Here is a 22,685-nt window from a genome sequence, read left to right on the forward strand (position 1 = left end):
GGGTCTCAGATGCATCTTGAAGCCAGGCTGTTCGAGTTCCTGACCGCGTTCTTCGTGCTGTCCGCGATCGTCTACGGGACCCTGACCCAGCTGTTCGGCCCCGGCGGCGTGGAGTGGGCAGGTACGACGGCGCTGGTGATGACCGCCGGGTTGACCCTGATCACCGGCACCTTCTTCCGGTTCGTGGCGCGACGCCTGGACACCCGCCCCGAGGACTACGAGGACGCCGAGATCAGCGACGGCGCGGGGGAGTTGGGTTTCTACGCCCCGCACAGCTGGTGGCCGGTGATGGTCGCGCTGTCGGCGTCGGTGGCGGCCGTGGGACTGGCCCTGTGGTTGCCGTGGTTGATCGTGGCGGGCGTCTGCTTCGTGATCGCCTCCGCGGGCGGCCTGGTGTTCGAGTACTACACCGGCCCGGAAAAGCACTGATCGACGCTGGTCGACTCCGCCCGAAAGGTCACAATCGGGCCACCACTTTGTCGGCTGACCGCGCGGTCGGGCTCATCGGCGTCGCGCGTTTGGGTAATGTTGCCGAGGCACGGTCGAGCCGCTTACGGCCAGGAAGAACCCCGCGCCGGTTGAGTAGTCGAGAAGGATAGGCGTAGATGAGCGGGCCGAATCCCCCGGATAACGAAGGTTCGGATTTCGGAGGTCAAGAGCCGGGCAACGAATCCGCCTCCGAGCAGCCCGGCGCTTCCGATACCGGCCAGACGGATTTCTACTCGCAGGCGTACTCCGCGCCCGAGTCCGAGCAGTTCACCACCGGTCCCTACGTGCCCCCTGACGCGTCGCTGTACGACTACGACAGCTACGAACAGACCGAGGTGGTCGACCCGCCTCCGCCGCCGCGGTGGCCCTGGGTGGTGGGCGTAGCGGCCATCGTCGCCGCGATCGCGCTCGTCGTCTCCGTGTCGGTGCTGGTGACCCGCACCGACACCAGCAGCCTGGCCATCCCCGAGACATCGACCACGACGCCGCCGCCGCCGGTGCAGGACGAGATCACCACGACCACCCCGCCCCCTCCGCCGCCACCGCCGACGACGGAGCCTCCGCCGCCGCCACCGCCGGAAACGGTGACCGTCACGCAGGAGCCGCCACCCCCACCGCCGCCCGCGCCGGAACCCACCGCCGAAGCCCCTCCTCCGCCGCCGGAGACCACGCCACCGCCCGCCCCGCCCCCGACCACGCAGGCGGGTCCGCGGCAGGTGACGTATTCGGTGACGGGCACCAAGGCGCCCGGCGACATCATCACCGTGACCTACATCGATGCCGCCGGTCGCAGCCGCACCCAGCGCAACGTCTACATTCCGTGGTCGCTGACCGTGACACCGATCTCGCAGTCCGAGGTCGGCTCGGTGCAGGCTTCCAGCCTCTTCCTGGTCAGTAGGCTCAATTGTTCGATCACCACGAGTGATGGCACAGTGCTGTCCTCCAACACCAACAACGCCGCACAGACGAGCTGCTGATGACATATGACACCGATTCGGCGGGCCGTCCCCCGCTGACCGCCGGGCTGGACCCCGCCGAGCTCGACCCGATCGACCGCATCCTGCTCGGCGCGTGCGCAGCCATCTGGCTGATCGCGCTGGGAACCGGGGTGGCCGCCACAGTGGCCCTGGTCAACCTGGGCCGCGGCCACGCCGAGCCCACCGGCGACTCCGGTACGCCCTGGGTGCTGTATCTCATCATCGCGGTGTCGGCCCTGGTGATCGCCGGTGCCGTTCCGCTGCTGCTGCGGGCCCGCCGCGAGGCGTCGGTAGACGCTCGACCCGCCGATCCGGTCATCCCCGCCGAATCTGAGCCACCCGCGCGCGAGGCGGACGCGCCGACCGAGAAGCTTCAGTCGCTCAGCGCGACGGCCACCGCGGACTACGCCGCCCCGCGCATGCAGCGCACGGCGACGCCGACACCGATGGAAGCGGCCGTCGACCAGCTCTGGCTGCGCTACGCGCTGGTGATGGCCTGCGCGATCGGCGTCGCGATGGTGGCCATCGGCGTGGCCACCTACCTGATGGCCGTCGACAGCAACGTGGCCGCGTGGGTGTTCTACGTGCTGGCCGGCCTCGTCACGGTGGCGATGCCGGTGGCGCCGTGGTACTTCCTGCGCGAGCTGCACACGGTGGCCGACGCCTCATAGCTTCCGCGTCGACATCACGGCGGTATGCGCGCGGTGATGCACGCGTTTGTTCGCGAGTTCTACCCCAGGGCTGTGGTGAGGCGCCGCAGCACGACCATGGTGCAGAATTCGGAGCATAACCCCGGCTGACCCCGCCGTGCCCTGACGCGAAAGTCCCCAACACAGCGGAATGTGTTGGGGACTTTCGCGTTTCGCGGCTATCCGCCGGGCGTCAGTGGTGCCCGTTCTGCCCGTTGCCGGAGGAGCCGTCGAGGCTCTCCTGGTGTTCGCGCAGCGCGGTGAGCGCCTTGCGTTCCGCGGCGTGAGCGGCCGCCTCCAGGGCCTCATGTTCGGAGATCGGGTCCGGGAACAGGAAGCTGCCGCTGCCGGGTTCGCCGCCCGAGCCGAGCTTGTTCATCCGCTTGGGCACCGCAGCGCCCTGGTACTCCAACGGAATCGGATGACCGTGCTCGTCGACCGGGCCGAGCGGCTGGTGCAGCTCGATGTAGGCACCGTGCGGCAGCCGCTTGATGATGCCGGTCTCGATGCCGTGCTCGAGCACCTCCCGGTCGCTGCGCTGCAGCCCGACAGCCCACCGGTAAGCGACGTAGTAGACGATCGCGGGCAGCACCACCATGCCGATACGCCCGATCCACGTCGTCGCGTTCAGCGAGATGTGGAACTTGAACGCGATGATGTCGTTCATCGCGCACAGCGTCAGCAGCATGTAGAACGCGATGGCCGCCGCGCCGACCGCGGTGCGCACCGGAACGTCGCGGGGACGCTGCAGCAGGTTGTGGTGCGCGTCGTCGCCGGTGAGCCTCTTCTCGATGAACGGGTAGACGATCAGCAGCACGAAGACCAGCCCCATGATCACCGCGACCCACACCGACGCCGGGATCGTGTAGTTGCCGATGTAGAACTCCCACGCCGGCCAGATACGCGCCAGCCCTTCCGTCCACATCATGTAGAAGTCCGGCTGGCTGCCCGCCGAGATCTGGGATGGCTTGTAGGGGCCGAGGTTCCAGACCGGGTTGATGGTCAGTAACCCACCCATCAGGCCCAGAATGCCGGTGGTCATCGCAAAGAACGCGCCCGACTTCACCGCGAACACCGGCATCACCCGCACGCCGACGACGTTCGTCTCGGTGCGGCCGGGGCCGGGGAACTGGGTGTGCTTCTGGAACCACACCAGCGCGAGGTGCAAACCGATGAGCGCGAGCATGATGCCCGGGATCAGCAGGATATGCAGGGCATACATGCGCGGGATCCAGTAACCGTCCTGGGTGCACAGGTATCCCACCCCGCCGCACGGGAAGTCGCCGCCGAACAGCGCCCAGTGCAGCCAGGTGCCGATGACCGGCATGCCGAGCGTGATCGACGACATCGCGGCCCGCAGGCCGATGCCGGAGAGCAGGTCGTCGGGCAGCGAGTAGCCGAAGTAGCCCTCGAACATCGCCAGGATCAGCAGCAGGGCGCCGATCACCCAGTTCGCCTCACGCGGGCGCCGGAATGCGCCGGTGAAGAAGATGCGGGCCAGGTGCACCATGATCGCCGCGGCGAAAAGTAGTGCGGCCCAGTGGTGAACCTGCCGCACGAACAAGCCGCCGCGCACCTCGAAGCTGATGTCGAGCGTCGATTCGTAGGCCTTCGACATCTGGACGCCGCGCAGCGGTTGATAGACGCCGTTGTAGGTGACCTCGGCCATCGACGGGTCGAAGAACAGCGTCAGGTACACGCCGGTGATCAGCAGGATGATAAAGCTGTACAGCGCGATCTCGCCCAACAGGAACGACCAGTGGGTGGGGAACACCTTGTTCAGCTGGCGCCGCACCGCCGCCGACGGGTGGTAGCGCGAGTCGATGTCGTCGCCCTGTTTGGCGGCCAACTCCGCAATGCTCGGAGGTTTCGGCAAGCTCGGACTCATTCTGTCCTCCGTTCCCAAAAGGCCGGACCAACGGGCTCGATGAAGTCACCGTTGGCGACGAGGTAGCCGTCGGAGTCGATGGTGATCGGCAGCTGCGCTAACGCCCGCGCGGCCGGGCCGAAGACGGGCTTCGCGTAGTGCAGCGCGTCGAACTGCGACTGGTGACACGGGCACAGGATGCGGTAGGTCTGCTGCTCGTATAGCGAAGAGGGACAACCCAAGTGCGAACAGACCTTGGTGTAGGCGAACAGGTCGCCGAAGTTGAAGCTCTCCTGGTTCTTGCGCTTGACGACCCGCGGCAGGTCCTGCGGCTTGATCCTGATCAGCATCACCGGGTTACGCACGCCCATGGAGATCTCGGCGAGGCGGTGCGCCGACTCGACGGTGGTGCCGTCGCCGTCGGATTCGCGCCACGGGAACACCGTCTCCATGCCGCCGGCGTCGATGTCCTCAGGACGCATCTTGATGAACGGTCCCAATCCGTCATCTCCGACCGCGCGGGCCAGATAGATCGTTTCGCCCTCGTAGCGTGGCGTCCACCCCGACGTCCACAGCACCGCTTTCTTTCCTTCGGCGGTCTGCACCACCGGTTTCCACGGGTTCTTGATCAAGCCGCCGGCGAACGCCACCAGCGTGCCGAGGCCGAACGCGCCGAGCCCGACACCCAGCGACATGCCGATCAGCTTGCGCCGCTTGATGGTTGAACCCTCGAGTGCATCCGTGAGGTTGGCCACCACGGTCTTGCGGTGCAGTTCGGGGGAGGCGCCGTCGTGGCGCTCCTGGATCGAGATCTCCTGCGGGATGAACTTCTTCTGGTACAGCACCGCGCCGACGCCGATCGCCAGGATCGACAGCCCGAACGTCAACCCGTACAGCGGGGTGGCGAGGCTGTAGGCGAACACGCCCTCAGAGCCGGTGGGCTGCCATTCCCACGGCCAGAACAGGAACACCAGCAACAGCGCCAGCCCCGAAAGGCCGCCCAGCATAAGCCAATACGCGACCAGACGTTCTGCGCGTTTCTCGGCCTTGGTGCCCTTGACCGGCCAGCGGTCTTCCTTGAAGACCGTCTCGACGCCGTCGAGCTTGCCGCCGAGCGCAACCAGCTCCTCGCGCGACATCGCCGCGAGTTCGGCGTCGCTGGGCTGGCCGGGTTCGCCCTTGTGACCGGGGACGTCGGTGCCCTTGAGCTGATCTTCTGAGTCGGTCATGTGCGTGCTCCGATCCAGAGGGCCGCAGCGATGACGGCCACCATGCCGATAATCCATGCCGCCATGCCTTCCGGCGCCGGACCGAAACCGCCCAGCCCGTAGCCGCCGTAGCTGGGGGATTCCGCCGACTCGCGGACGTAGGCGACGATGTCGCGCTTCTCCTCGGGGCTCAGCTGGCGGTCGGAGAACTTCGGCATGTTCTGCGGACCGGTCTGCATCGCCGTGTAGATCTGCGCCGGGTTCGCGTTACCCAGGTCGGGGGCGTACTTACCCGACGACAGCGCGCCGCCCTTGCCGGTGAAGTTGTGGCAGGACGCGCAGTTCAGCCGGAAAAGGGTGCCACCGCGCGCGACGTTGTCGCCGATCAGCGACGCGTCAGCGATCTGGCCGTTCTCGTCGCGAGGCACCACCGGCCCGCCGCCGTTGGCCTGCACATAGGCGCCGAGGGCGTCGGTCTGGGCCTCGTCGAACAGCGGAGGCTTCTGCGGGGCCTGGGCCTCACCGCGCATCGCGGGCATGCGGCCGGTGGACACCTGGAAGTAGACTGCCGCCTCGCCGACGCCGACCAGGCTGGGCCCGCGGTCGGGCACACCCTGCAGGTTCGCGCCGTGGCAGGTGACACACGAGGTGTCGAACAACTGCTTGCCGGTGCGCAGCAGGGCCGACTGCGACTCGTCGGCAACGGCTACCTGCGGCTGTGGCGTCAGAGTTGCGGCGAGGCCACCCGCGACGGCCAGTCCAAGCAGCAGCAGCACTGCTCCGGACAAGCGCCGGCGCAGCCGACGGCGCGACTTGTCGGTCATCGAACCCCTTTTCTTATTGGTCCACATCGGCCGGGCCGATCATCGGACGAAATAGATGGTCGCGAACAGGGCGATCCACACGATGTCGACGAAGTGCCAGTAGTAGGACACGACGATCGAGGCGGTGGCCTGCGCCGGGGTGAACTTGCTCATCCGCGTGCGGAGGAGCAGGAAGATGAAGGCGATCAGGCCGCCGATCACGTGCAGGCCGTGGAATCCGGTGGCCAGGTAGAACACTGAGCCGTAGGCGCTGCTGGAGATGGTGGTGCCGTGCTGGACCAGGTGGATGTACTCGTAGCCCTGGCCGAGGACGAAGAACAACCCCATCAGGAACGTGATGACGTACCACCTGCGCAGCCCGAACACGTCGCCGCGTTCGGCGGCGAACACGCCCATCTGACAGGTGAACGACGACGCGATCAGCACCAGGGTGACCGGTACCGCCTGCATGAGGTTCAGCTCGGTTGGTGGCGGTGGCCACTCACCGCCCGCCTGCGAACGTGCCGTGAAGTACATTGCGAACAGCCCAGCAAAGAACATGAGCTCACTGGAAAGCCACACAATGGTGCCGATACTGACCATGTTCGGCCGGTTCAGCGAATGTACTCGCGACGTGATAGCGGTTCCGGAAGCACCTACAGCACTCGTCACATGAGCAAGTATGACGCTTTGTAGTTGTCGAACTCCACCCGGGTCGAGGTATTGGGCATAATCTGGCGGTGACGTATTCACGAGCCCAGCCGTCCGGGGCCGTCGAGTCCCCGACGTGGCCGCAGATCCTCGGCCGGTTGACCACTGGTCAAGCGCTCGCGCCGGGTCAGGCCGGGTGGGCGATGGACCAGATCATGACCGGCGTGGCCACCCCCGCCCAGATCGCCGGCTTCGGCGTGTCGCTGCGGATGAAGCGCCCGACGGCGGCCGAGGTGACCGAGCTGGCCGACACCATGCTCAAGCATGCGCGCCGGGTGCCCACGGACGTGATCGGCACCGACACCGTCGACGTGGTCGGCACCGGCGGCGACGGTGCCAACACCGTCAACCTGTCCACCATGGCGTCGATCGTGGTGGCCGCCGCGGGTGTGCCGGTGATCAAGCACGGCAACCGGGCGGCGTCGTCGTTGTCCGGCGGTGCCGACACGCTCGAAGCGCTCGGCGTGCGTATCGACCTGGGGCCCGACGACGTGGCCCGCAGCGTCGCCGAGGTCGGGATCGGGTTCGCGTTCGCGCCCCAGTTTCATCCGTCGTATCGACACGCCGGCGTGGTGCGCCGCGAGCTCGGTGTGCCGACCGTGTTCAACCTGCTCGGGCCGCTGACCAACCCGGCCTCACCCCGCGCGGGCCTGATCGGTTGCGCCTGGGCGGATCTGGCCGAGGTGATGGCAGGTGTGTTCGCCACCAGGGGCGCCAGCGTGCTCGTCGTGCACGGCGACGACGGCCTCGACGAGCTGACCACCACTACGACGAGCACCATCTGGCGGGTGCAGGCCGGCACCGTGGAGCGGCTGACGTTCGACCCCGCCGCGTTCGGGTTCGCCCGCGCGGAGCTCTCCGAGTTGGTCGGCGGTGACGCGGAGACCAACGCCGCCGAGGTGCGCGCGGTACTCGGCGGCGCCAAGGGCGCGGTGCGAGATGCCGTGGTGCTCAACGCCGCAGGCGCGCTGGTGGCTCATGCCGGGCTATCCAGCGACGCCAAATGGGTGCCGGCGTGGGAGTCGGGGCTCGAGCGGGCCGCCGAGGCGATCGACTCGGGCGCGGCCGAACAGCTGCTCGCGCGTTGGGTGCGGTTCTCCCAACAGCTCTGAGCTGTCCTCGAATCCGGCCGCGACGGTCTGCTCGGCGGCAAGCCGCGCCGACCGCGCCGTCGCCGACCAGCCGGCCCACTGTCCGGCCGCCCCGACCGGTGAGCAGTAGCCGGGCTCGGCCCGCACGACGCGCACCCCGGGTGAGCCCAGCCAGCGTGCGATCAGCCCGACCTCCTCGACCAGCGCGCCGCCCAACGGTCCCGGTGTCGGGATGACGGTTTGCGCGCCTGCGCTTATCGCGTCGATCACCGGCATCGGCGGAACACCGCGCGGCGCATTGCCCGCCGCGGCCAACTGGCCGTTGCGCAGCACCGCCAGCTGCCACCCACCGGAGCCGTCGGGGCGGGCGGCCACCATTTCGCGCACGGCGGCCAGCGCGCGCAACCGTTGACCGCGCCACAACACGTCGATGGCGGTGGCGGCGTGATCGCGCAGCCGCGCCGCGGTCTCGTACCGGTTCCTGGCGGCCAGCTCACCGATGTGGGTCACCACCCTGGCCAGGGTGCTGTTGTCGCGGCCCTCGATCAGATCGGTGGCCCGGCGCACCGCGTCCGCGTATTCGGCGGCGCCGATACCGCGCGGCGCGGGGCACGGGGACACCTCGCGGTCGGGGCAGTCCGGGCCGTGCAGTGCGGCGCGGCCTAGCCGCTTGGTGCAGGTGCGCACCCCGGTGAAGCGCGCCAGCAGGGCAGCGGTGTCGACGGCGTCGGCGCGGGTCCGAAACGGACCCACCGCCCGGTCGTGCTTGGGGGCGCGCACCGCCGAGAACCGGGGGAACGGTTCGTCGGTCAGCACCACCCACCACCATCGATGCGGGAACTTGGACCGCCGGTTGTACGGCGGCGCATGCGCGGCGAGCAGGCGGAGCTCGCGCACCCCGGCCTCCAGATCGTGTGCGCACTCGACGTGGTCGACGGCGGTGGCCAGCGACGCCATCTCCTTGATCCGGGTGCGCGGGTCCGCCCCGTTGAAGTACTGGCCGACGCGGCGGCGCAGGTTCTTGGCGGTGCCGACGTAGAGAACCTCGGCGCGCGGCCCGCGGAACAGGTACACACCGGGCCGATGCGGCAGCGCGGCGGCCAGGTGCCGGTTGCGTCGCTGCGCCGGGGTCACGTCGGGCAGGTAGGCGCGCAGCTCGGGGTAGGTCTGCACCCCCTGGTTGCCGACGCGTTCGATGAGCCCGTGCAGCACGTCGACGGTGGCGCGGGCGTCGTCGAGGGCGCGGTGCGTCGGGGTGGTCGACGCGCCGAACAGCCGCGCCAACGCCGACAACCGCACGCTGGGCGCCTCCTCGCGCGTCAGTACCCGGCGCGCCAGCTTGACCGTGCACAACACCGGCGGTTTCGGCCACGTGATGTCGCAGCGTTCGGCCGCTGCGCGCAGAAACCCGATGTCGAAGCCGGCGTTGTGGGCGACCAGCACCGCGCCGCGGGAGAACTCCAGAAACGCGGGCAGCACCGTCTCGATCCGGGGCGCGTCGCACACCATCGCGGTGGTGATCCCGGTCAGCGCCACGATCTGCGGTGGAATGCTGCGGCCCGGGTCCACCAACGTGGCCAGCTCGCCGAGCACCACGCCACCGCGGACCTTGACGGCGCCGATCTCGGTGATCGCGTCGTGCCCGTCGCCGCCGGCGCGCCCACCGGTGGTTTCGAGGTCGACGACCACAAAGGTGGTTTCCCGCAGCGACAGGTCGGCCAGCGGATCGACGTCGGCGAAGCTGAGCTGGCCCATGCGCTGAAGGTAGGCAAGGCCACCGACAGCAGCGGGTGGCCACGCCCATTCCCATCTCGTGCGATGCGGGCTGGGGCAGTTGTCGGTACCTGCCGATACCGTCAGCGCAACACCGACCGAGAGGAGTGTTCATGGGCACGGTGAGGATTGACTGCGACGACTGCGCGGTGCGCGGGCCGGGATGCCAGGACTGCGTCGTCAGTGTCCTGCTCGGCCCACCCGAGACGTTGCTCGACGACGAGCGACGGGCGCTGGAGGTGCTGGCCGATGTGGGGTTGGCCCCACGGCTTCGGTTGGTGCCGATCCGGCGGCGCGACGATACGGGTGTGGCCTGAGGACACGCGCGGGACGAAGGGGCGCAGAAGATAAGAAGGGCGCAACTGTTAAATTTGGCGTCTTCGTTGGACAAGGCCGATGCCGTTTCGTAACCTGACTGAGACCTAAGAGCAGTTCGAAGCGGCTTCGATTCGGAAGTTTGAGGACGCACAATCTTGAGGCTCGATCGCATCCAGGTGCCCGCGCGTGTCTTGTCGCGATTGCGTAGACCGGTCGTAGGCGCGATAGCGAGTCTGGCAATCGCGTTCAGCATGCTCGCCGGCACCGTGTACGCGGACCCCGCCGAGGACGCGTTGGCGAAGCTTCACGAACTTTCCCGCGAGGCCGAACAGACAACAGAAGCAATGCATTCGGCGCAGCTGGACTTGGAAAACAAGCTGGCGGCCCAACATGCCGCAGAGGCCAAGCACGCCGCCGATCTCGCCGCGTTCGAGTCGGCTCGAGCCGAGCTGGCGACCTTCCAAACCGCGGTGAACAAGGTGGCCGCCGCGGAGTACATGGGCGGGCGGACCGCGGGAATGGACGCCATGCTGACCGCGTCCTCGCCGCAGGGGCTCATCGACCAGCTCTCGGTGCAGCGTGTGATGGCCACCGAGATGTCGGCCCAGATGACGAACTTCCGCGAGACCAGCGCGAAGGCTGCCCTCGCCGAGCAGGCGTCGGCGAAGTCCGCCGCCGAGGCCAAGACCGCGGCTGAACAGGCTGCCGCCGTGCGTGCGGAGCTGCAGGCCAAGCAGAGTCAACTGCAAATCCAGATCGCGGTGGTCAAGGCCCAGTACGAGGCCCTCACGCCGCACCAGCGCGAGGAGCTGGCCGCGGTCCCGCCCGCGCCTCCGGTGCCCGCGCCCGCGCCCGGCGGCGATCCCGCTGTCATAGCCGCGCCGCCCGCGCCCGGCGCCATCCCGCCCGGTGACATGGCGCCGCCGGTCGGCGGGCACACCGGGACCGTCATCCAGGCCGCGCTGAGCCGCATCGGTTCGCCGTATTCGTGGGGCGGGTCCGGACCCAACGCCTTCGACTGCTCCGGGCTGGTGATGTGGGCGTTCCAGCAGGCCGGCATCGCGTTGCCGCACTCCAGCCAGGCGTTGGCCCGGGGCGGTCAGCCGGTATCGGTGGACCAGATGCAGCCGGGTGACATCGTCAACTACTACTCCGACGCGTCGCACTCGGCGATCTACATCGGTGACGGAATGATGGTGCACGCCTCGACCTACGGCACGCCGGTGCGAGTCGCCCCGGTGAACAATGCGCCGATCTACAACGTCCGCCGGTACTGATCGTCGGGCGCACGCCAGGACCAGAAGAACCCTGGGCGCCCTTCTCGTCGCCGAACTGCTCTGCGCCCTGTTGTTGGTGGGCCGCGTCGACACCCCGTCGGGCCCGGTGGTGGCCACGCCGGCCTCGTTGACCGCCCCCAGCGCGGCCGCGACCAGCCATACTCTCGGCGACGGCCGCCGAGTGCGGCTGATCGGCCTCGGCGGGCACACCGCGCAGCTGTTGTCGCGGGTCGCCGCGGACATGGACGCGGCCGCGGCGGCGGTCACCGCGTTCTGGGGCGACGACTGGCCGCGCGAGATCGTCGTGGTGGCCGCCGCCACCCCCGAACAGTTCGCGGCGGTGGGCGGCGGCGACCCCCACACCGCGGCCACCACCACCGCCGAGCGGATCATGTTCGCCCCGGGTGCCAGCGCGATGAGCGACAACGCGCTGCGAATCGTGTTGCGTCACGAGCTTTTCCACTTTGCGTCCCGGGCGCAGACCGCGGCCGATGCGCCGCGGTGGCTCACTGAGGGCGTCGCCGACTTCGTCGCGCGCCCCGTCGCCACGCGCCCGCGCGACATGACCGCCACGCTGCCCACCGACGCCGAGCTGGCGGGCCCGCAACGCTCCTCGGCCTATGACCGCGCGTGGCTGTTCGCCAGGTTCGTCGCCGACGAGTACGGCGTCGCCAAGCTGCGCGAGCTCTATTCACACGCCTGCGGCCACGGCCACCCCGACACCGCGACGGCGCTGCGTGATGCGCTGGGCGAGCAGCCGCGGACCGTCATGGCGCGCTGGCAGTCGTGGATGTGACGGCGTGAGCCGGGTTCTGTTGGTCACCAACGACTTTCCGCCGCGGCGGGGCGGCATCCAGTCGTATCTGCATGAGCTGGTCAAGCATCTGGTGGCGATGGGGGAGCACACGCTGACCGTGTACGCCCCGAAGTGGAAGGGCAGCGACGACTTCGACCGGGAGGCCGCGGCGACCGGCTACACGGTGGTGCGCCATCCCGGCACGTTGATGCTTCCGGAGCCCTCGGTGATGGCGCGCATGCGAAAGCTCGTCGAACGCCACCGGGCCGACACGGTCTGGTTCGGTGCGGCGGCACCGCTGGCGCTGATGGCGCCGCTGGCCCGCCACGGCGGCGCCACCCGGGTGGTCGCCAGCACCCACGGCCACGAGGTCGGCTGGTCGATGCTGCCGTTGGCACGAACCGCGTTGCGCCGCATCGGATCCGGTGTCGACGTCGTGACGTATGTCAGCGGTTACACCAGGAACCGGTTCGCCTCGGCGTTCGGGCCCGACGCTGCGCTCGAGCACCTGCCACCCGGCGTGGACGCCGACCGGTTCGCGCCCGATGAGGTGGCCCGTGCCGAGCTGCGCGTCCGGTACCGGCTCGCCGATCGCCCGGTGGTGGTGTGTGTGTCGCGGCTGGTGCCGCGCAAGGGCCAGGACATGCTGATTCGCGCGCTGCCCGCCATCCGGCAACGGGTCCACGGCGCCGCGCTGGTCATCGTGGGTGGCGGCCCGTACCGGTCGTCGCTGCGGCGCCTGGCGCACAGTTTCGGCGTGGCCCAGCATGTCGTCTTCACCGACGGGGTGCCCGGCGACGAGCTGCCCGCCCACCATGCGATGGCCGACGTGTTCGCCATGCCGTGCCGCACGCGCGGCGCGGGGCTGGACGTCGAGGGGCTGGGCATCGTGTATCTGGAGGCGTCGGCGACGGGAGTTCCGGTGGTGGCGGGACGATCGGGTGGCGCGCCCGAAACCGTGCGCGACGGCGAAACCGGGGTCGTGGTCGACGGCTGGGACGTCGGCGCCATCGCCGCGGCCGTCGGCGACCTGTTGGCCGACCCGGACCGCGCGGCCCGCATGGGCGCCGCGGGGCGCCGCTGGGTGCTGGACAACTGGCAGTGGCGCACCCAGGCCCGCCGGCTTGCCGCGTTGCTCTAGCGATTTCGGCGTAGTTCGTCACGCTGAGCGTGACGAACCACGCCCAAATCACTACGTCTCGTAGATCGCTTCGATGTCGGCGGCGAACTTCTCGGCCACCACCTTGCGCTTGACCTTCAGCGTCGGCGTCAGCTCACCGGTGTCCTCGGTGAAGTCGACGGGCAGGATGCGGAACTTGCGAATCGCCTCGGCCTTCGACACCGCCTCGTTGGCTTCCTTGACGGCCAGATCGATCTCGGCGACCAAGTCGGGATCGGTGGCCAGATCAGCGACCGATGCGTTGGCGTTCTTGGCGTTCCGATCCTTCCAGCCCTCGATGGCCTCGGTGTCGATGGTGATCAGCGCGCCGATGAACGGCTTGGCTTCGCCGACCGCCATCGCCTGGCTGATCAGCGGATGCGCGCGCAACCGATCCTCGAGGATCGCCGGGGCGACGTTCTTTCCACCGGCGGTGACGATGATCTCCTTCTTGCGGCCGATGATGGTCAGGAACCCGTCGTCGTCGATGTCGCCGAGGTCGCCGGTGTGGAACCAGCCGTCGGAGAACACCGCCTTGGTCTCTTCCTCGTTGCGCCAGTAGCCGCTGAACACCACGCCGCCCTTGACCAACACCTCTTTGTCTTCGTTGAGACGCATGCTGTTGCCGGGCAACAATTTTCCGACCGATCCGATCTTGAGATCGTCGACCCGGTTCACCGTGATCGCGGCGCAGGTCTCGGTGAGGCCGTAACCCTCGTAGACGGTCAGCCCGACACCGCGGTAGAAGTGGCCGAGTCGCGCGCCGAGCGGTGCGCCGCCGGAGATCGAGGCGCGGCATTCCCCGCCGAGCGCGGCTCGCAGTTTGCCGTAGACCAACCGGTCGAACACCGCGTGCTTGGCGCGCAGCAGCAAGCCCGGACCGCCGGTGTCCAGTGACTCGCTGTACTCGATGGCGGTGTGGGCGGCCATCTCGAAGATCTTGCCCTTGCCGTCGTTGCGGGCGTTCTGCAAGGCGGTGTTGTACACCTTCTCGAACACCCGCGGCACCGAGACCACCAGCGTCGGCTTGAACACCGCGAAGGTGGGCAGCAGGTTCTTGATGTCGCTGGTGAAGCCGAGCGTGACCTTGTTGGCGAAGGCGCCCATCGTGATCGCGCGCGCCAGCACGTGCGCCAGCGGCAGGAAGACCAGCATCTTCTCGCCCTTGTCCAGCAGCTCCGGGAAGCACTCCTTGGCGCCGCGAATCTCGTAGACCAGGTTGGAGTGGGTGATCTGACAGCCCTTCGGGGTGCCCGTCGTCCCCGAGGTGTAGATCAGCGTCGCCGGGTCGGCCGATCTGATCCCGGCCAGCCGGTCTTCGAGTTCCCTGGCGTCCACCGACTTTCCCGCCTCGCCCAGCGCCTCCAGCGCGGGCGTGCCCGAGGTCTCGATGCGCAGTACCTCGCGCAGCTCGGGCAGTTCGTCGATCAGATGGCTGACTTTGTCGGCGTGCGCGTCGGTCTCGACGAACAGGAGCACCGCGCCGGAGTTCTCCAGCACGAACTTCACCTGCTCGGCGGAGCTGGTCTCATAGATCGGCACGGTCCACGCGCCGACGGCCTGAATCGCGAAGTCGATGATCGGCCACTCGTAGCGGGTCGCCGACAGCAACGCCACCCGGTCACCGGCTTTGACCCCGCGCGCGATCAAACCCAGTGCCGCCGAACGAATCTGTTCGGCCGCCTGCTTGCAGGTCACATCGGTCCAGACCCCGTCGATCAGACGCTGGAAGATCACGTGGTCGGGGTCGTTGCGCTCGTGTTCGAAGACACAGCTGACGACATTGTCGTGCTCGCCTACGGTGAATGTAGCGGGACTGCTGAACTCACGCACGGTCCTGGCCTTTCGAAATCCGGCGACTCTGCCGTACCCAGCCTAGTCGGCCACGCTCGGCCGGGGCGGGTGCATATGTGAAGCTGGTAGGTCATGAACAGCATCCAGGTCGCAGACGAGACCTTCGTGGCCGCCGACCCCGTAGAGGTGGGTCGATACATCGGGGATCCGGCGAGTTGGCGGCGCTGGTGGCCCGACCTACGGCTGACCGTGGTGGAGGACCGCGGCGAGCTGGGGCATCGCTGGACCGTTACCGGCGCGCTCACCGGCACGATGGAGGTCTGGTTGGAGCCGGTCCTCGACGGCGTCATCCTGCACTATTTCCTGCACGCCGAACCGTCGGGCGTCGCGGCGTGGCAGCTGGCCAAGATGAACCTTGCCAAGATGAACCACGCCCGCCGGGTGGCGGGCAAGAACATGGCGTTCGAGGTCAAGCAGCGGCTCGAGGCCACCCGTCCGGTGGGCGTATCGCGGCTGGCCTGAGATTTCGGCCATCCCCGGACGGGGAGGGTAAGTTTTTGGCCAGCGACAAGATTCAGCAGGAAAGAAGCAGTGGCGGACAAAACGGCGCAGACGATCTACATCGATGCCGACCCCTCGACGGTGATGGACGTCATCGCCGATATCGGTTCCTACCCGGACTGGGTCGCCGAGTACAAGGAAACCGAGGTCCTCGAGACCGATGAGGACGGCTATCCCAAGACCGCTCGGCTGGTGCTCGACGCCGCCGTCCTCAAAGACACCATGGTGTTGTCCTACGACTGGCCGGCCGACCGCCGTTCGGTGACGTGGAGCCTGGTGTCGAGTTCCCTGCTGAAGTCGCTGAACGGAGCTTATCGGTTGGCGCCGAAGGGATCCGGGACAGAGGTGACCTACGAACTGTCGGTCTACTTGATCATCCCGATGATCGGTCTGCTCAAACGAAAGGCCGAACGGCGGCTGACGGACACCGCGTTGAAGGACCTGAAGAAACGAGTCGAGGCTGAGTGAGCTGAGGGATACCGCCGAAGCGGGCGGCGCCAGTATCAGTCTTTTCGTCGGAAAGGGCGGGGTGGGCAAGTCCACGCTGGCGACCGCCACCGCCGTGCGCGACGCGCGTGCGGGTCTTCGGGTGCTTCTCGTCTCGACCGACCAGGCACACTCCATCGGTGACGTGCTGGGTGCCGCCGTCACGCCGACCGGCCGACGCGAGCCGACCCGGGTGCTGGCCGATCTGGAGACCGGCGCAGCGGGCGACAGCGGGGGATTCCTCGAAGCGCTCGCGCTGGACACGTTGGCGTTGCTGGAGGGCCGCTGGCGCGACGTTGCCGGGCTGGTCTCCACCAGGTTTCCCGAATCTGACTTGGGAAGCCTTGCACCGGAAGAACTCTCGGCGTTACCCGGAATTCAGGAAGTGCTGGGACTGCATGAGGTCGGTGAGCTGGCCGCCTCGGGGCAGTGGGATCGGGTGGTGGTCGACTGCGCGTCCACCGCCGACGCGATGCGCATGCTCACGCTGCCCGCGACGTTCGGCCTGTACCTGGAGCGCGCGTGGCCGCGGCACCGCCGGCTCTCCGGCGCGCTCGACGATCCCGCGACCACGGCGCTCGTCGTGCTGCTCGAGCGCATCGGCGCGGCAACCGACCGGCTCAGCGCGATGCTCACCGACGGATCCCGGGTTAGCGCGCACCTGGTGATGACGGCCGAGCGGGTGGTGGCCGCCGAGGCGGTGCGCACGCTGGGTTCGCTGGCGCTGATGGGGGTGCGGGTCGACGAGCTGATCGTCAATCAGCTTCTCGTGCAGGACGATTCCTACGAATACCGCAACCTACCCGAGCACCCCGCGTTCGACTGGTACGCCGAGCGGATCTCCGAACAGCAGGCTGTGCTCGACGAACTCGACACCGCGGTCGGTGATGTGCAGCTGGTGCTGGTGCCCCACCTCGCCGGCGAACCGATCGGCGCCAAGGCGCTGAGCGAGCTGCTCGACAGCGCGCGGCGTAGGGACGGCGCGCCGCCGCCGGGCCCGCTGCGGCCGATCGTGGACCGGGAGTCGGGCTCGGGCCTCGAAGCGATCTACCGGTTGCGGCTAGAGTTGCCGCAGGTCGATCCGGCGGCCCTGACACTGGGCCGGGTCGACGACGACTTGATCATCGGCGCGGGCGGCCTGCGCCGCCGGGTTCGGCTGGCGTCCGTTCTGCGCCGGTGCATAGTGGTGGATGCGCAGCTGCGCGGGAGCGAACTGACAGTGCGGTTTCGACCGAATCCGGAGGTGTGGCCGAAGTGAGTGGGGCCCATCCCGACCTCGGTCCGGAACTGCGGCAGTTGGCCCAGACCATCCTGGACCGACTCGACCCGGCGGTGAAACAGGCCGCCGCGCGCGCGGCGGGAACGGGTCCCGGCAGGTGCCAGCAGGCGTGGTGTCCCGTATGCGCCTTGGCGGCGCTGGTCGCCGGTGAGCAGCACCCGCTGCTGACCGTCATCGCCGAGCACAGCGTGGCGTTGTTGGCGGTGGTCAGGGCAATCCTGGAGAACACCCCCGAGGCGGGTCAGGCGCCGGACGAGCCGCCGCCGCAGGAACCGCCACCGGACGGGTCGGACGGCCCCGGCGGCGGACCCAACGGAGCGGGACCCAACGGCGCGGGGCCAGGCCATTATCAGCACATCCCGGTCATCGTCGAGGAGTGACGAGATGACGATCGGTGGTGTGTACCTGTGCTGTGGTCGCATCCACAGCACGTAGGTAAAGTTGTCCCAGAACACCGGCCGGTGTTCGATCACCGGGAGGGCCCATGTGGTATTGGCTGTTCAAGTACATCTTCATGGGACCCTTGCTGTCGTTGTTGGGTCGGCCCAAAGTGCAAGGGCTGGAGAATGTTCCGCAGTCAGGCCCGGCCATCCTCGCCAGTAACCACCTCGCGGTGGCGGACAGCTTCTACCTCCCGCTGGTGGTCAGCCGCCGGATCACGTTCCTGGCCAAGGCCGAGTACTTCACCGGAACCGGTATCAAAGGGTGGTTCACCAGGTGGTTCTACACCGTGGCCGGCCAGGTGCCCATCGACCGGACCGACGCCGACAGCGCCCAGAGCGCGCTGGACACGGCGGCACGCATCCTGAGTGAGGGCAAGCTGCTCGGCATGTACCCCGAGGGCACCCGGTCGCCCGACGGCCGCCTGTACAAAGGCAAGACGGGGCTCGCGCGGTTGGCCCTGCAGACCGGTGTTCCGGTGATCCCGGTGGCGATGATCGGCACCGACGTCGTCAACCCGCCGGGGACCAAGATGTGGCGGTTCGGCCGCGTCCAGGTCAAGTTCGGCAAGCCGATGGACTTCAGCCGGTTCGAGGGCATGGCCGGTAACCGGTTCATCGAGCGCGCCGTGATCGACGAGGTGATGTACGAGCTCATGCGCCTGTCCGGGCAGGAATACGTCGACCTCTACGCCGCCGACGTCAAAGAAGGCAAGGCGGACGAAAACGCCAAACCCTCGGCGCGGATGCCGGAAGTAGCCGCCGGCTAGTTCACCGCGGGCACCGGCGGGGTGGCCTGCTCCGCGAGCACCGAACCGCGCGGTTGGCGGTGCGCGGAGACCGTGCCCGCCGCGACGATCACCGCGATCGCCCACCACACATAGGAACCGCCGGCGAGCTGGCGCCACAGCGGGGCCGCGGTCTCGTGGTGTTCGGGCATCAGCGGGATCGGCGTCCACACCATCAGGGCCAGCCCGGCCAGGGCGACCACGGCCAGGGCGGCGTGCCGCCGACGATAGGCCACCACGCCGGTCACCAACACGGTCGGCAGGGCCCACACCCAGTGGTGCGACCACGACACCGGCGACACCACCAGGCCGAACATCGCCACGCAGATCACCGCGAGCACCGGCTCGGCTTTGAGCACCCGTCGCGCCGCCCACACCGTCAGCGCCAACACCGCGAAGCACGCCAAGGTCCACAGCACGAACCGGACGCCCTCGCCCAACCCCAGCCGGGCCAGCGCACCCGCGATGTTCTGATTCGTGTTCAGCGTCGCGGTGCCGATGCGGTCGGTGTTGCGCACGGTCTCGGTCCAGTACTCGATCGAGTCGCGCCAGGCGAACGCGAAGCCGACGAGCGTGGCGGCGACGGCGGTGGCGGCGCTGACGAGCAACGCCCGGGTGTCGCGGCGCAGCAGGAAGTACAGCAGGAACACCGCGGGGGTGAGCTTGAGCGCGATCGCCAAGCCGAGCAGCATGCCTCGCGGCCACGGGGTCTTGCGGGGCACACAGTCGGCGATCACCAACGTCATCAGCACCACGTTGATCTGGCCGAAGTCGAAATTCGACCGGATCGGCTCGAGGTAGATCACCGCGGGCGCCACCACCGCCGCCGCCAACCACGCCCGGCGCAGCCACGCCGGCTCGGCGCTCACCGAACTCCGCGGCCATACGTTGAGGCCGGTCAGCACGATCGTCGTCGCGACGATCAGCAGGGCCAGCGTGGTAATCGTGATCGCGACGCCGGCCAGCTCGAGCGACAGCAGGGCGAACGGAGAGAACACGATCGCGGCCAGCGGGGGATAGGTGAACGGCAGGTCCAGCCCGCCCCGGGTGTGGAACATCGCGCCATCGGCGTACAACGCCCGGCCGTCCAGCCAGGCCTGTCCGCCCATCCGGTACACGTCGACGTCGATGCGGTAGGGCATCCCGCCCAGCAGCCGCCAGCCTGCCCACCCCAAGGCCGCCACGGTGAGCAGCTGAAAAAGCCTCCAGGTGAGCGTTGGCCCCCAACCAGCCCCGCCGGGCGACCGCCGAATCCTCATGTTGTCGCCCAGACTATCGGGGCACACCGGCGAGTCGGCTGGTATCCCGGCCGTGTCACCGGCAGGTCGGCGTAAGTTCTCTGCGTGCCCGCGAGCCTGAACTTCGACTTCGCCATCCCGCCCGGGCGGATGCCGCTGACGTTCTGCCTGCTCGCCTTCATCGTGACGTTCTTCGTCACCCGCACGATCGTGCGGTACATCCGCAGCCATGCGGACAGCGACGCGCCACGCAAGTGGTGGCAGCCGCGCAACATCGGCACGGGTGGGCTGCACATCCACCACGTGGTCATCGGCGTGATCCTGGTCATGTTCTCCGGGGTGACGATGGTGACTTTGGCGGTTGACGGGGGAGTACCCGAATTCACGGCGGCGGCAATCATTTTCGGAATCGGCGCTGCGCTGGTGCTCGACGAGTTCGCGTTGATCCTGCATTTGGAGGATGTGTACTGGAGCGAGGACGGCCGGACGTCGGTGGATGCGGTGTTCGCCGCGGTGGCGGTGGCCGGCCTGCTGATCCTGGGTTTCAACCCGTTGTCGTTCTTCGACATCGGGATCTGGCGCGAGAACCACTCGTTCGCCGCGCGGGCCAGCGTCGTCGCGATCGCGGTGCTCACCCTGCTGCTGGCCGTGGTCGTGCTGCTCAAGGGCAAGGTGTGGACCGGCCTGATCGGCATGTTCGTCACGCCCCTGCTGGTCGTGGGTGCCATCCGGTTGTCGCGCCCGCATGCGCCGTGGGCACGCTGGCGCTACACCAACCGGCCCCACAAGATGCATCGCGCGCTGGAGCGGGAAAGGTGGCTGCGGCGACCCGTGGTGCAGGCCAAACTGTGGCTGCAGGACGCCATCGCCGGGATGCCGAGATTTCCCGACGATGCCAAGGTCAACGAACAACTCGATCGCGAAATCCGTGCCGCACCGGCACCGTCTTCGCGGGCCGGAGCCGACCAACTCGACAAGGAACCTGCCTAGTGCGCTATTTCTACGACACCGAGTTCATCGACGATGGCAGGACCATCGAGCTGATCTCGATCGGTGTCGTGGCCGAGGACGGGCGTGAGTACTACGCCGTCTCAACTGAATTCGATGAGGCACGCGCGGGCAGTTGGGTCCGCAAGCATGTGCTGCCCAAGCTGCCGTCGCCGTCGTCCGCGGTATGGCGGTCACGACGGCAGATCCGCTCCGATCTGGAGGACTTCTTCGGCCTCGACGGTGACGAACCGATCGAGCTGTGGGCCTGGGTCGGGGCCTACGACCATGTGGTGTTGTGCCAGCTGTGGGGCCCGATGACCGAGCTGCCGCCGACGATGCCGCGGTTCACCCGCGAACTGCGCCAGTTGTGGGAGGACCGGGGTTCGCCGCCGCTGCCGCCGCGGGCGGGCGACGCCCACGACGCCCTGGTCGACGCGCGAGACAACCTGCTGCGGTTCCGGGTGATCACCGAGGGCCCGGGGAGCCGGTAATGACCCGCTCAACGGTAGAAGCACCGACTTCGCGGCTCGCTACCATGAACTGGTGAACTGGACCGTCGACATCCCCATCGACCAGCTGCCTGTGCTGCCGCCGCTCCCCGATGACCTGCGGCGACGGCTGGACGCCGCGCTGGCCAAGCCGGCGGTGCAGCAACCCAGCTGGGACCCGGACCAGGCCAAGACCATGCGCACGGTGTTGGAGAGCGTCCCGCCGGTGACGGTGCCCGCCGAGGTCGAGCGGCTCAAGGGCCTGCTCGCCGACGTGGCCCGCGGCGAGGCGTTCCTGCTGCAGGGCGGCGACTGCGCCGAGACCTTCGTGAACAACACCGAGCCGCACATCCGGGCCAACATCCGCACGCTGCTGCAGATGGCGGTGGTGTTGACCTACGGCGCCAGCGTTCCGGTGGTCAAGATGGCCCGGATCGCGGGGCAGTACGCCAAGCCGCGGTCCTCCGATATCGACGCGCTCGGGTTGAAGTCCTACCGCGGCGACATGGTCAACGGCTTCGCGCCGGAGGCCGCCGCCCGCGAGCACGACCCGTCGCGGCTGGTGCGCGCCTACGCCAACGCCAGCGCCGCGATGAACCTGGTGCGGGCGCTGACCTCGTCGGGGTTGGCCTCGCTGCACCAGGTGCACGACTGGAACCGCGAGTTCGTCCGCACCTCGCCGGCGGGCGCCCGCTACGAGGCCCTGGCGGGCGAGATCGATCGCGGGCTGACGTTCATGAGCGCGTGCGGTGTGGACGACCGTAACCTGCAGACCGCCGAGATCTATGCCAGCCACGAGGCGCTGGTGCTGGATTACGAGCGCGCGATGCTTCGGTTGTCCACCGAGGACGCCGAGGGCACGGTCGGGGAGCATTCCCCCAAGCTCTACGACCTGTCGGCGCACTACCTGTGGATCGGGGAGCGGACCCGCCAGCTCGACGGTGCGCACATCGCGTTCGCCGAGGTCATCGCCAATCCGGTCGGCGTCAAGATCGGCCCGACGATGACGCCGGAACTGGCCGTCGAGTACGTCGAGCGCCTCGACCCGAACAACGTGCCCGGCCGGTTGACGTTGGTGACCCGGATGGGCAACAACAAGGTCCGGGACGTCCTGCCGCCGATCATCGAGAAGGTGCAGGCCACCGGCCACCAGGTGATCTGGCAGTGCGACCCGATGCACGGCAACACCCACGAGTCGTCCAACGGGTACAAGACCCGCCACTTCGACCGCATCGTCGACGAGGTGCAGGGATTCTTCGAGGTGCACCGCGCGCTGGGCACCCATCCCGGCGGCATCCACGTCGAGATCACCGGCGAGAACGTGACCGAGTGCCTTGGTGGGGCGCAAGACATCTCCGACACCGACCTGGCGGGCCGCTACGAGACCGCCTGCGACCCCCGGCTCAACACGCAGCAGAGCCTGGAGTTGGCGTTCCTGGTCGCCGAGATGCTGCGCGACTAGG

22 protein-coding genes and 1 pseudogene are annotated in these 22,685 nt (G+C 68.4%); 16 read left to right on the plus strand and 7 right to left on the minus strand.

Annotated features, from left to right (window positions below):
- The first annotated feature begins 9 nt into the window (after positions 1–9).
- The 3 genes from G6N28_RS21760 (at position 10) to G6N28_RS21770 (ending at position 2,137) form a co-directional block, all read left to right on the plus strand.
- Positions 10–429: a cytochrome c oxidase subunit 4 gene (locus G6N28_RS21760; protein WP_163903905.1), complete on the plus strand. Its 420-nt coding sequence runs from the start codon at positions 10–12 to the stop codon at positions 427–429.
- Between the two features lie 176 nt (positions 430–605).
- Positions 606–1,466 (plus strand): MmpS family transport accessory protein, encoded by an 861-nt coding sequence (locus tag G6N28_RS21765; RefSeq protein WP_163903907.1) that lies wholly within the window; start codon positions 606–608, stop codon positions 1,464–1,466.
- Complete coding sequence (locus G6N28_RS21770) at positions 1,466–2,137, plus strand: DUF2561 family protein (protein ID WP_163903909.1); 672 nt, start codon at positions 1,466–1,468, stop codon at positions 2,135–2,137. The genes G6N28_RS21765 and G6N28_RS21770 overlap by 1 nt, the downstream gene beginning before the upstream one ends.
- Positions 2,138–2,348: 211 nt before the next feature.
- Here the strand turns inward: G6N28_RS21770 and qcrB are convergent, their stop codons facing one another.
- Genes qcrB through ctaE form a run of 4 tightly spaced genes read right to left on the minus strand, consistent with a single transcriptional unit; the run spans position 2,349 to position 6,705 of the window.
- Positions 2,349–4,043, minus strand: coding sequence for a cytochrome bc1 complex cytochrome b subunit (gene qcrB, locus G6N28_RS21775; protein WP_163903912.1), 1,695 nt, complete (start codon positions 4,041–4,043; stop codon positions 2,349–2,351).
- The gene (qcrA, locus tag G6N28_RS21780) at positions 4,040–5,251 is read right to left on the minus strand and encodes a cytochrome bc1 complex Rieske iron-sulfur subunit (protein WP_163903914.1); all 1,212 of its coding nucleotides are present in this window, start codon (positions 5,249–5,251) and stop codon (positions 4,040–4,042) included. Before qcrA ends, qcrB begins: the two co-directional genes overlap by 4 nt.
- Positions 5,248–6,054, minus strand: a complete 807-nt coding sequence (gene qcrC / locus G6N28_RS21785) for a cytochrome bc1 complex diheme cytochrome c subunit (protein ID WP_163903917.1) — start codon at positions 6,052–6,054, stop codon at positions 5,248–5,250. Before qcrC ends, qcrA begins: the two co-directional genes overlap by 4 nt.
- 39 nt (positions 6,055–6,093) lie before the next feature.
- On the minus strand, positions 6,094–6,705 hold the full coding sequence (gene ctaE / locus G6N28_RS21790; protein ID WP_163903919.1) for an aa3-type cytochrome oxidase subunit III: 612 nt from the start codon (positions 6,703–6,705) through the stop codon (positions 6,094–6,096).
- A gap of 68 nt (positions 6,706–6,773) precedes the next feature.
- On the opposite strand from ctaE, the gene trpD reads away from it, so the two are divergent.
- Positions 6,774–7,856, plus strand: a complete 1,083-nt coding sequence (gene trpD, locus G6N28_RS21795; RefSeq protein ID WP_235674654.1) for an anthranilate phosphoribosyltransferase — start codon at positions 6,774–6,776, stop codon at positions 7,854–7,856.
- Here trpD and G6N28_RS21800 read toward each other — a convergent pair.
- Positions 7,794–9,590: pseudogene (locus G6N28_RS21800) on the minus strand (DEDD exonuclease domain-containing protein); the annotation flags it as partial. The gene trpD and the pseudogene G6N28_RS21800 sit on opposite strands and share 63 nt — an antisense overlap.
- A 131-nt stretch (positions 9,591–9,721) precedes the next feature.
- On the opposite strand from G6N28_RS21800, the gene G6N28_RS21805 reads away from it, so the two are divergent.
- The 4 genes from G6N28_RS21805 (at position 9,722) to G6N28_RS21820 (ending at position 13,140) form a co-directional block, all read left to right on the plus strand.
- Positions 9,722–9,925: a hypothetical protein gene (locus G6N28_RS21805; RefSeq protein ID WP_163903923.1), complete on the plus strand. Its 204-nt coding sequence runs from the start codon at positions 9,722–9,724 to the stop codon at positions 9,923–9,925.
- Between the two features lie 156 nt (positions 9,926–10,081).
- Positions 10,082–11,203 (plus strand): peptidoglycan hydrolase RipC, encoded by a 1,122-nt coding sequence (gene ripC / locus G6N28_RS21810; RefSeq protein ID WP_220097466.1) that lies wholly within the window; start codon positions 10,082–10,084, stop codon positions 11,201–11,203.
- Positions 11,172–11,999, plus strand: a complete 828-nt coding sequence (locus G6N28_RS21815) for a peptidase (RefSeq protein ID WP_163903928.1) — start codon at positions 11,172–11,174, stop codon at positions 11,997–11,999. Before ripC ends, G6N28_RS21815 begins: the two co-directional genes overlap by 32 nt.
- Positions 12,000–12,003: 4 nt before the next feature.
- The gene (locus G6N28_RS21820; RefSeq protein WP_179962131.1) at positions 12,004–13,140 is read left to right on the plus strand and encodes a glycosyltransferase family 4 protein; all 1,137 of its coding nucleotides are present in this window, start codon (positions 12,004–12,006) and stop codon (positions 13,138–13,140) included.
- Between the two features lie 51 nt (positions 13,141–13,191).
- On the opposite strand, the gene G6N28_RS21825 is transcribed toward G6N28_RS21820, so the two are convergent.
- Entirely contained in the window at positions 13,192–14,991 is a 1,800-nt protein-coding gene (locus G6N28_RS21825) for an AMP-dependent synthetase/ligase (RefSeq protein ID WP_163903932.1), read from the minus strand.
- A 93-nt stretch (positions 14,992–15,084) separates the two neighbouring features.
- Between G6N28_RS21825 and G6N28_RS21830 the strand changes: the two genes are divergently transcribed.
- The 5 genes from G6N28_RS21830 to G6N28_RS21850 all read left to right on the plus strand — a co-directional run bounded on the left by G6N28_RS21830 (position 15,085) and on the right by G6N28_RS21850 (position 18,488).
- Positions 15,085–15,474: a polyketide cyclase / dehydrase and lipid transport gene (locus G6N28_RS21830; protein WP_128106765.1), complete on the plus strand. Its 390-nt coding sequence runs from the start codon at positions 15,085–15,087 to the stop codon at positions 15,472–15,474.
- A 69-nt stretch (positions 15,475–15,543) separates the two neighbouring features.
- Positions 15,544–15,981: an SRPBCC family protein gene (locus tag G6N28_RS21835; RefSeq protein WP_163903934.1), complete on the plus strand. Its 438-nt coding sequence runs from the start codon at positions 15,544–15,546 to the stop codon at positions 15,979–15,981.
- Between the two features lies 1 nt (position 15,982).
- Positions 15,983–17,257 carry an ArsA family ATPase gene (locus G6N28_RS21840; RefSeq protein WP_197745812.1) on the plus strand — a complete coding sequence of 425 codons (1,275 nt, stop codon included), beginning with the start codon at positions 15,983–15,985 and terminating at the stop codon, positions 17,255–17,257.
- A complete protein-coding gene (locus G6N28_RS21845) occupies positions 17,254–17,658 on the plus strand; it encodes a hypothetical protein (protein ID WP_163903936.1) in 405 nt (134 codons plus the stop codon). The genes G6N28_RS21840 and G6N28_RS21845 overlap by 4 nt, the downstream gene beginning before the upstream one ends.
- A 104-nt stretch (positions 17,659–17,762) precedes the next feature.
- A complete protein-coding gene (locus tag G6N28_RS21850; protein WP_163903938.1) occupies positions 17,763–18,488 on the plus strand; it encodes a lysophospholipid acyltransferase family protein in 726 nt (241 codons plus the stop codon).
- On the opposite strand, the gene G6N28_RS21855 is transcribed toward G6N28_RS21850, so the two are convergent.
- Complete coding sequence (locus G6N28_RS21855) at positions 18,485–19,765, minus strand: glycosyltransferase 87 family protein (RefSeq protein WP_163903940.1); 1,281 nt, start codon at positions 19,763–19,765, stop codon at positions 18,485–18,487. The genes G6N28_RS21850 and G6N28_RS21855 overlap by 4 nt on opposite strands.
- Before the next feature lie 129 nt (positions 19,766–19,894).
- Between G6N28_RS21855 and G6N28_RS21860 the strand changes: the two genes are divergently transcribed.
- Genes G6N28_RS21860 through G6N28_RS21870 form a run of 3 tightly spaced genes read left to right on the plus strand, consistent with a single transcriptional unit; the run spans position 19,895 to position 22,684 of the window.
- The gene (locus tag G6N28_RS21860) at positions 19,895–20,734 is read left to right on the plus strand and encodes a hypothetical protein (protein WP_170307942.1); all 840 of its coding nucleotides are present in this window, start codon (positions 19,895–19,897) and stop codon (positions 20,732–20,734) included.
- On the plus strand, positions 20,734–21,225 hold the full coding sequence (locus tag G6N28_RS21865; protein WP_163903944.1) for a polyadenylate-specific 3'-exoribonuclease AS: 492 nt from the start codon (positions 20,734–20,736) through the stop codon (positions 21,223–21,225). Before G6N28_RS21860 ends, G6N28_RS21865 begins: the two co-directional genes overlap by 1 nt.
- A 52-nt stretch (positions 21,226–21,277) precedes the next feature.
- Positions 21,278–22,684, plus strand: a complete 1,407-nt coding sequence (locus G6N28_RS21870; RefSeq protein ID WP_163903946.1) for a class II 3-deoxy-7-phosphoheptulonate synthase — start codon at positions 21,278–21,280, stop codon at positions 22,682–22,684.
- Position 22,685: the final 1 nt, after the last annotated feature.

Source organism: Mycolicibacterium pulveris (genome assembly GCF_010725725.1).
Classification (GTDB): domain Bacteria; phylum Actinomycetota; class Actinomycetes; order Mycobacteriales; family Mycobacteriaceae; genus Mycobacterium; species Mycobacterium pulveris.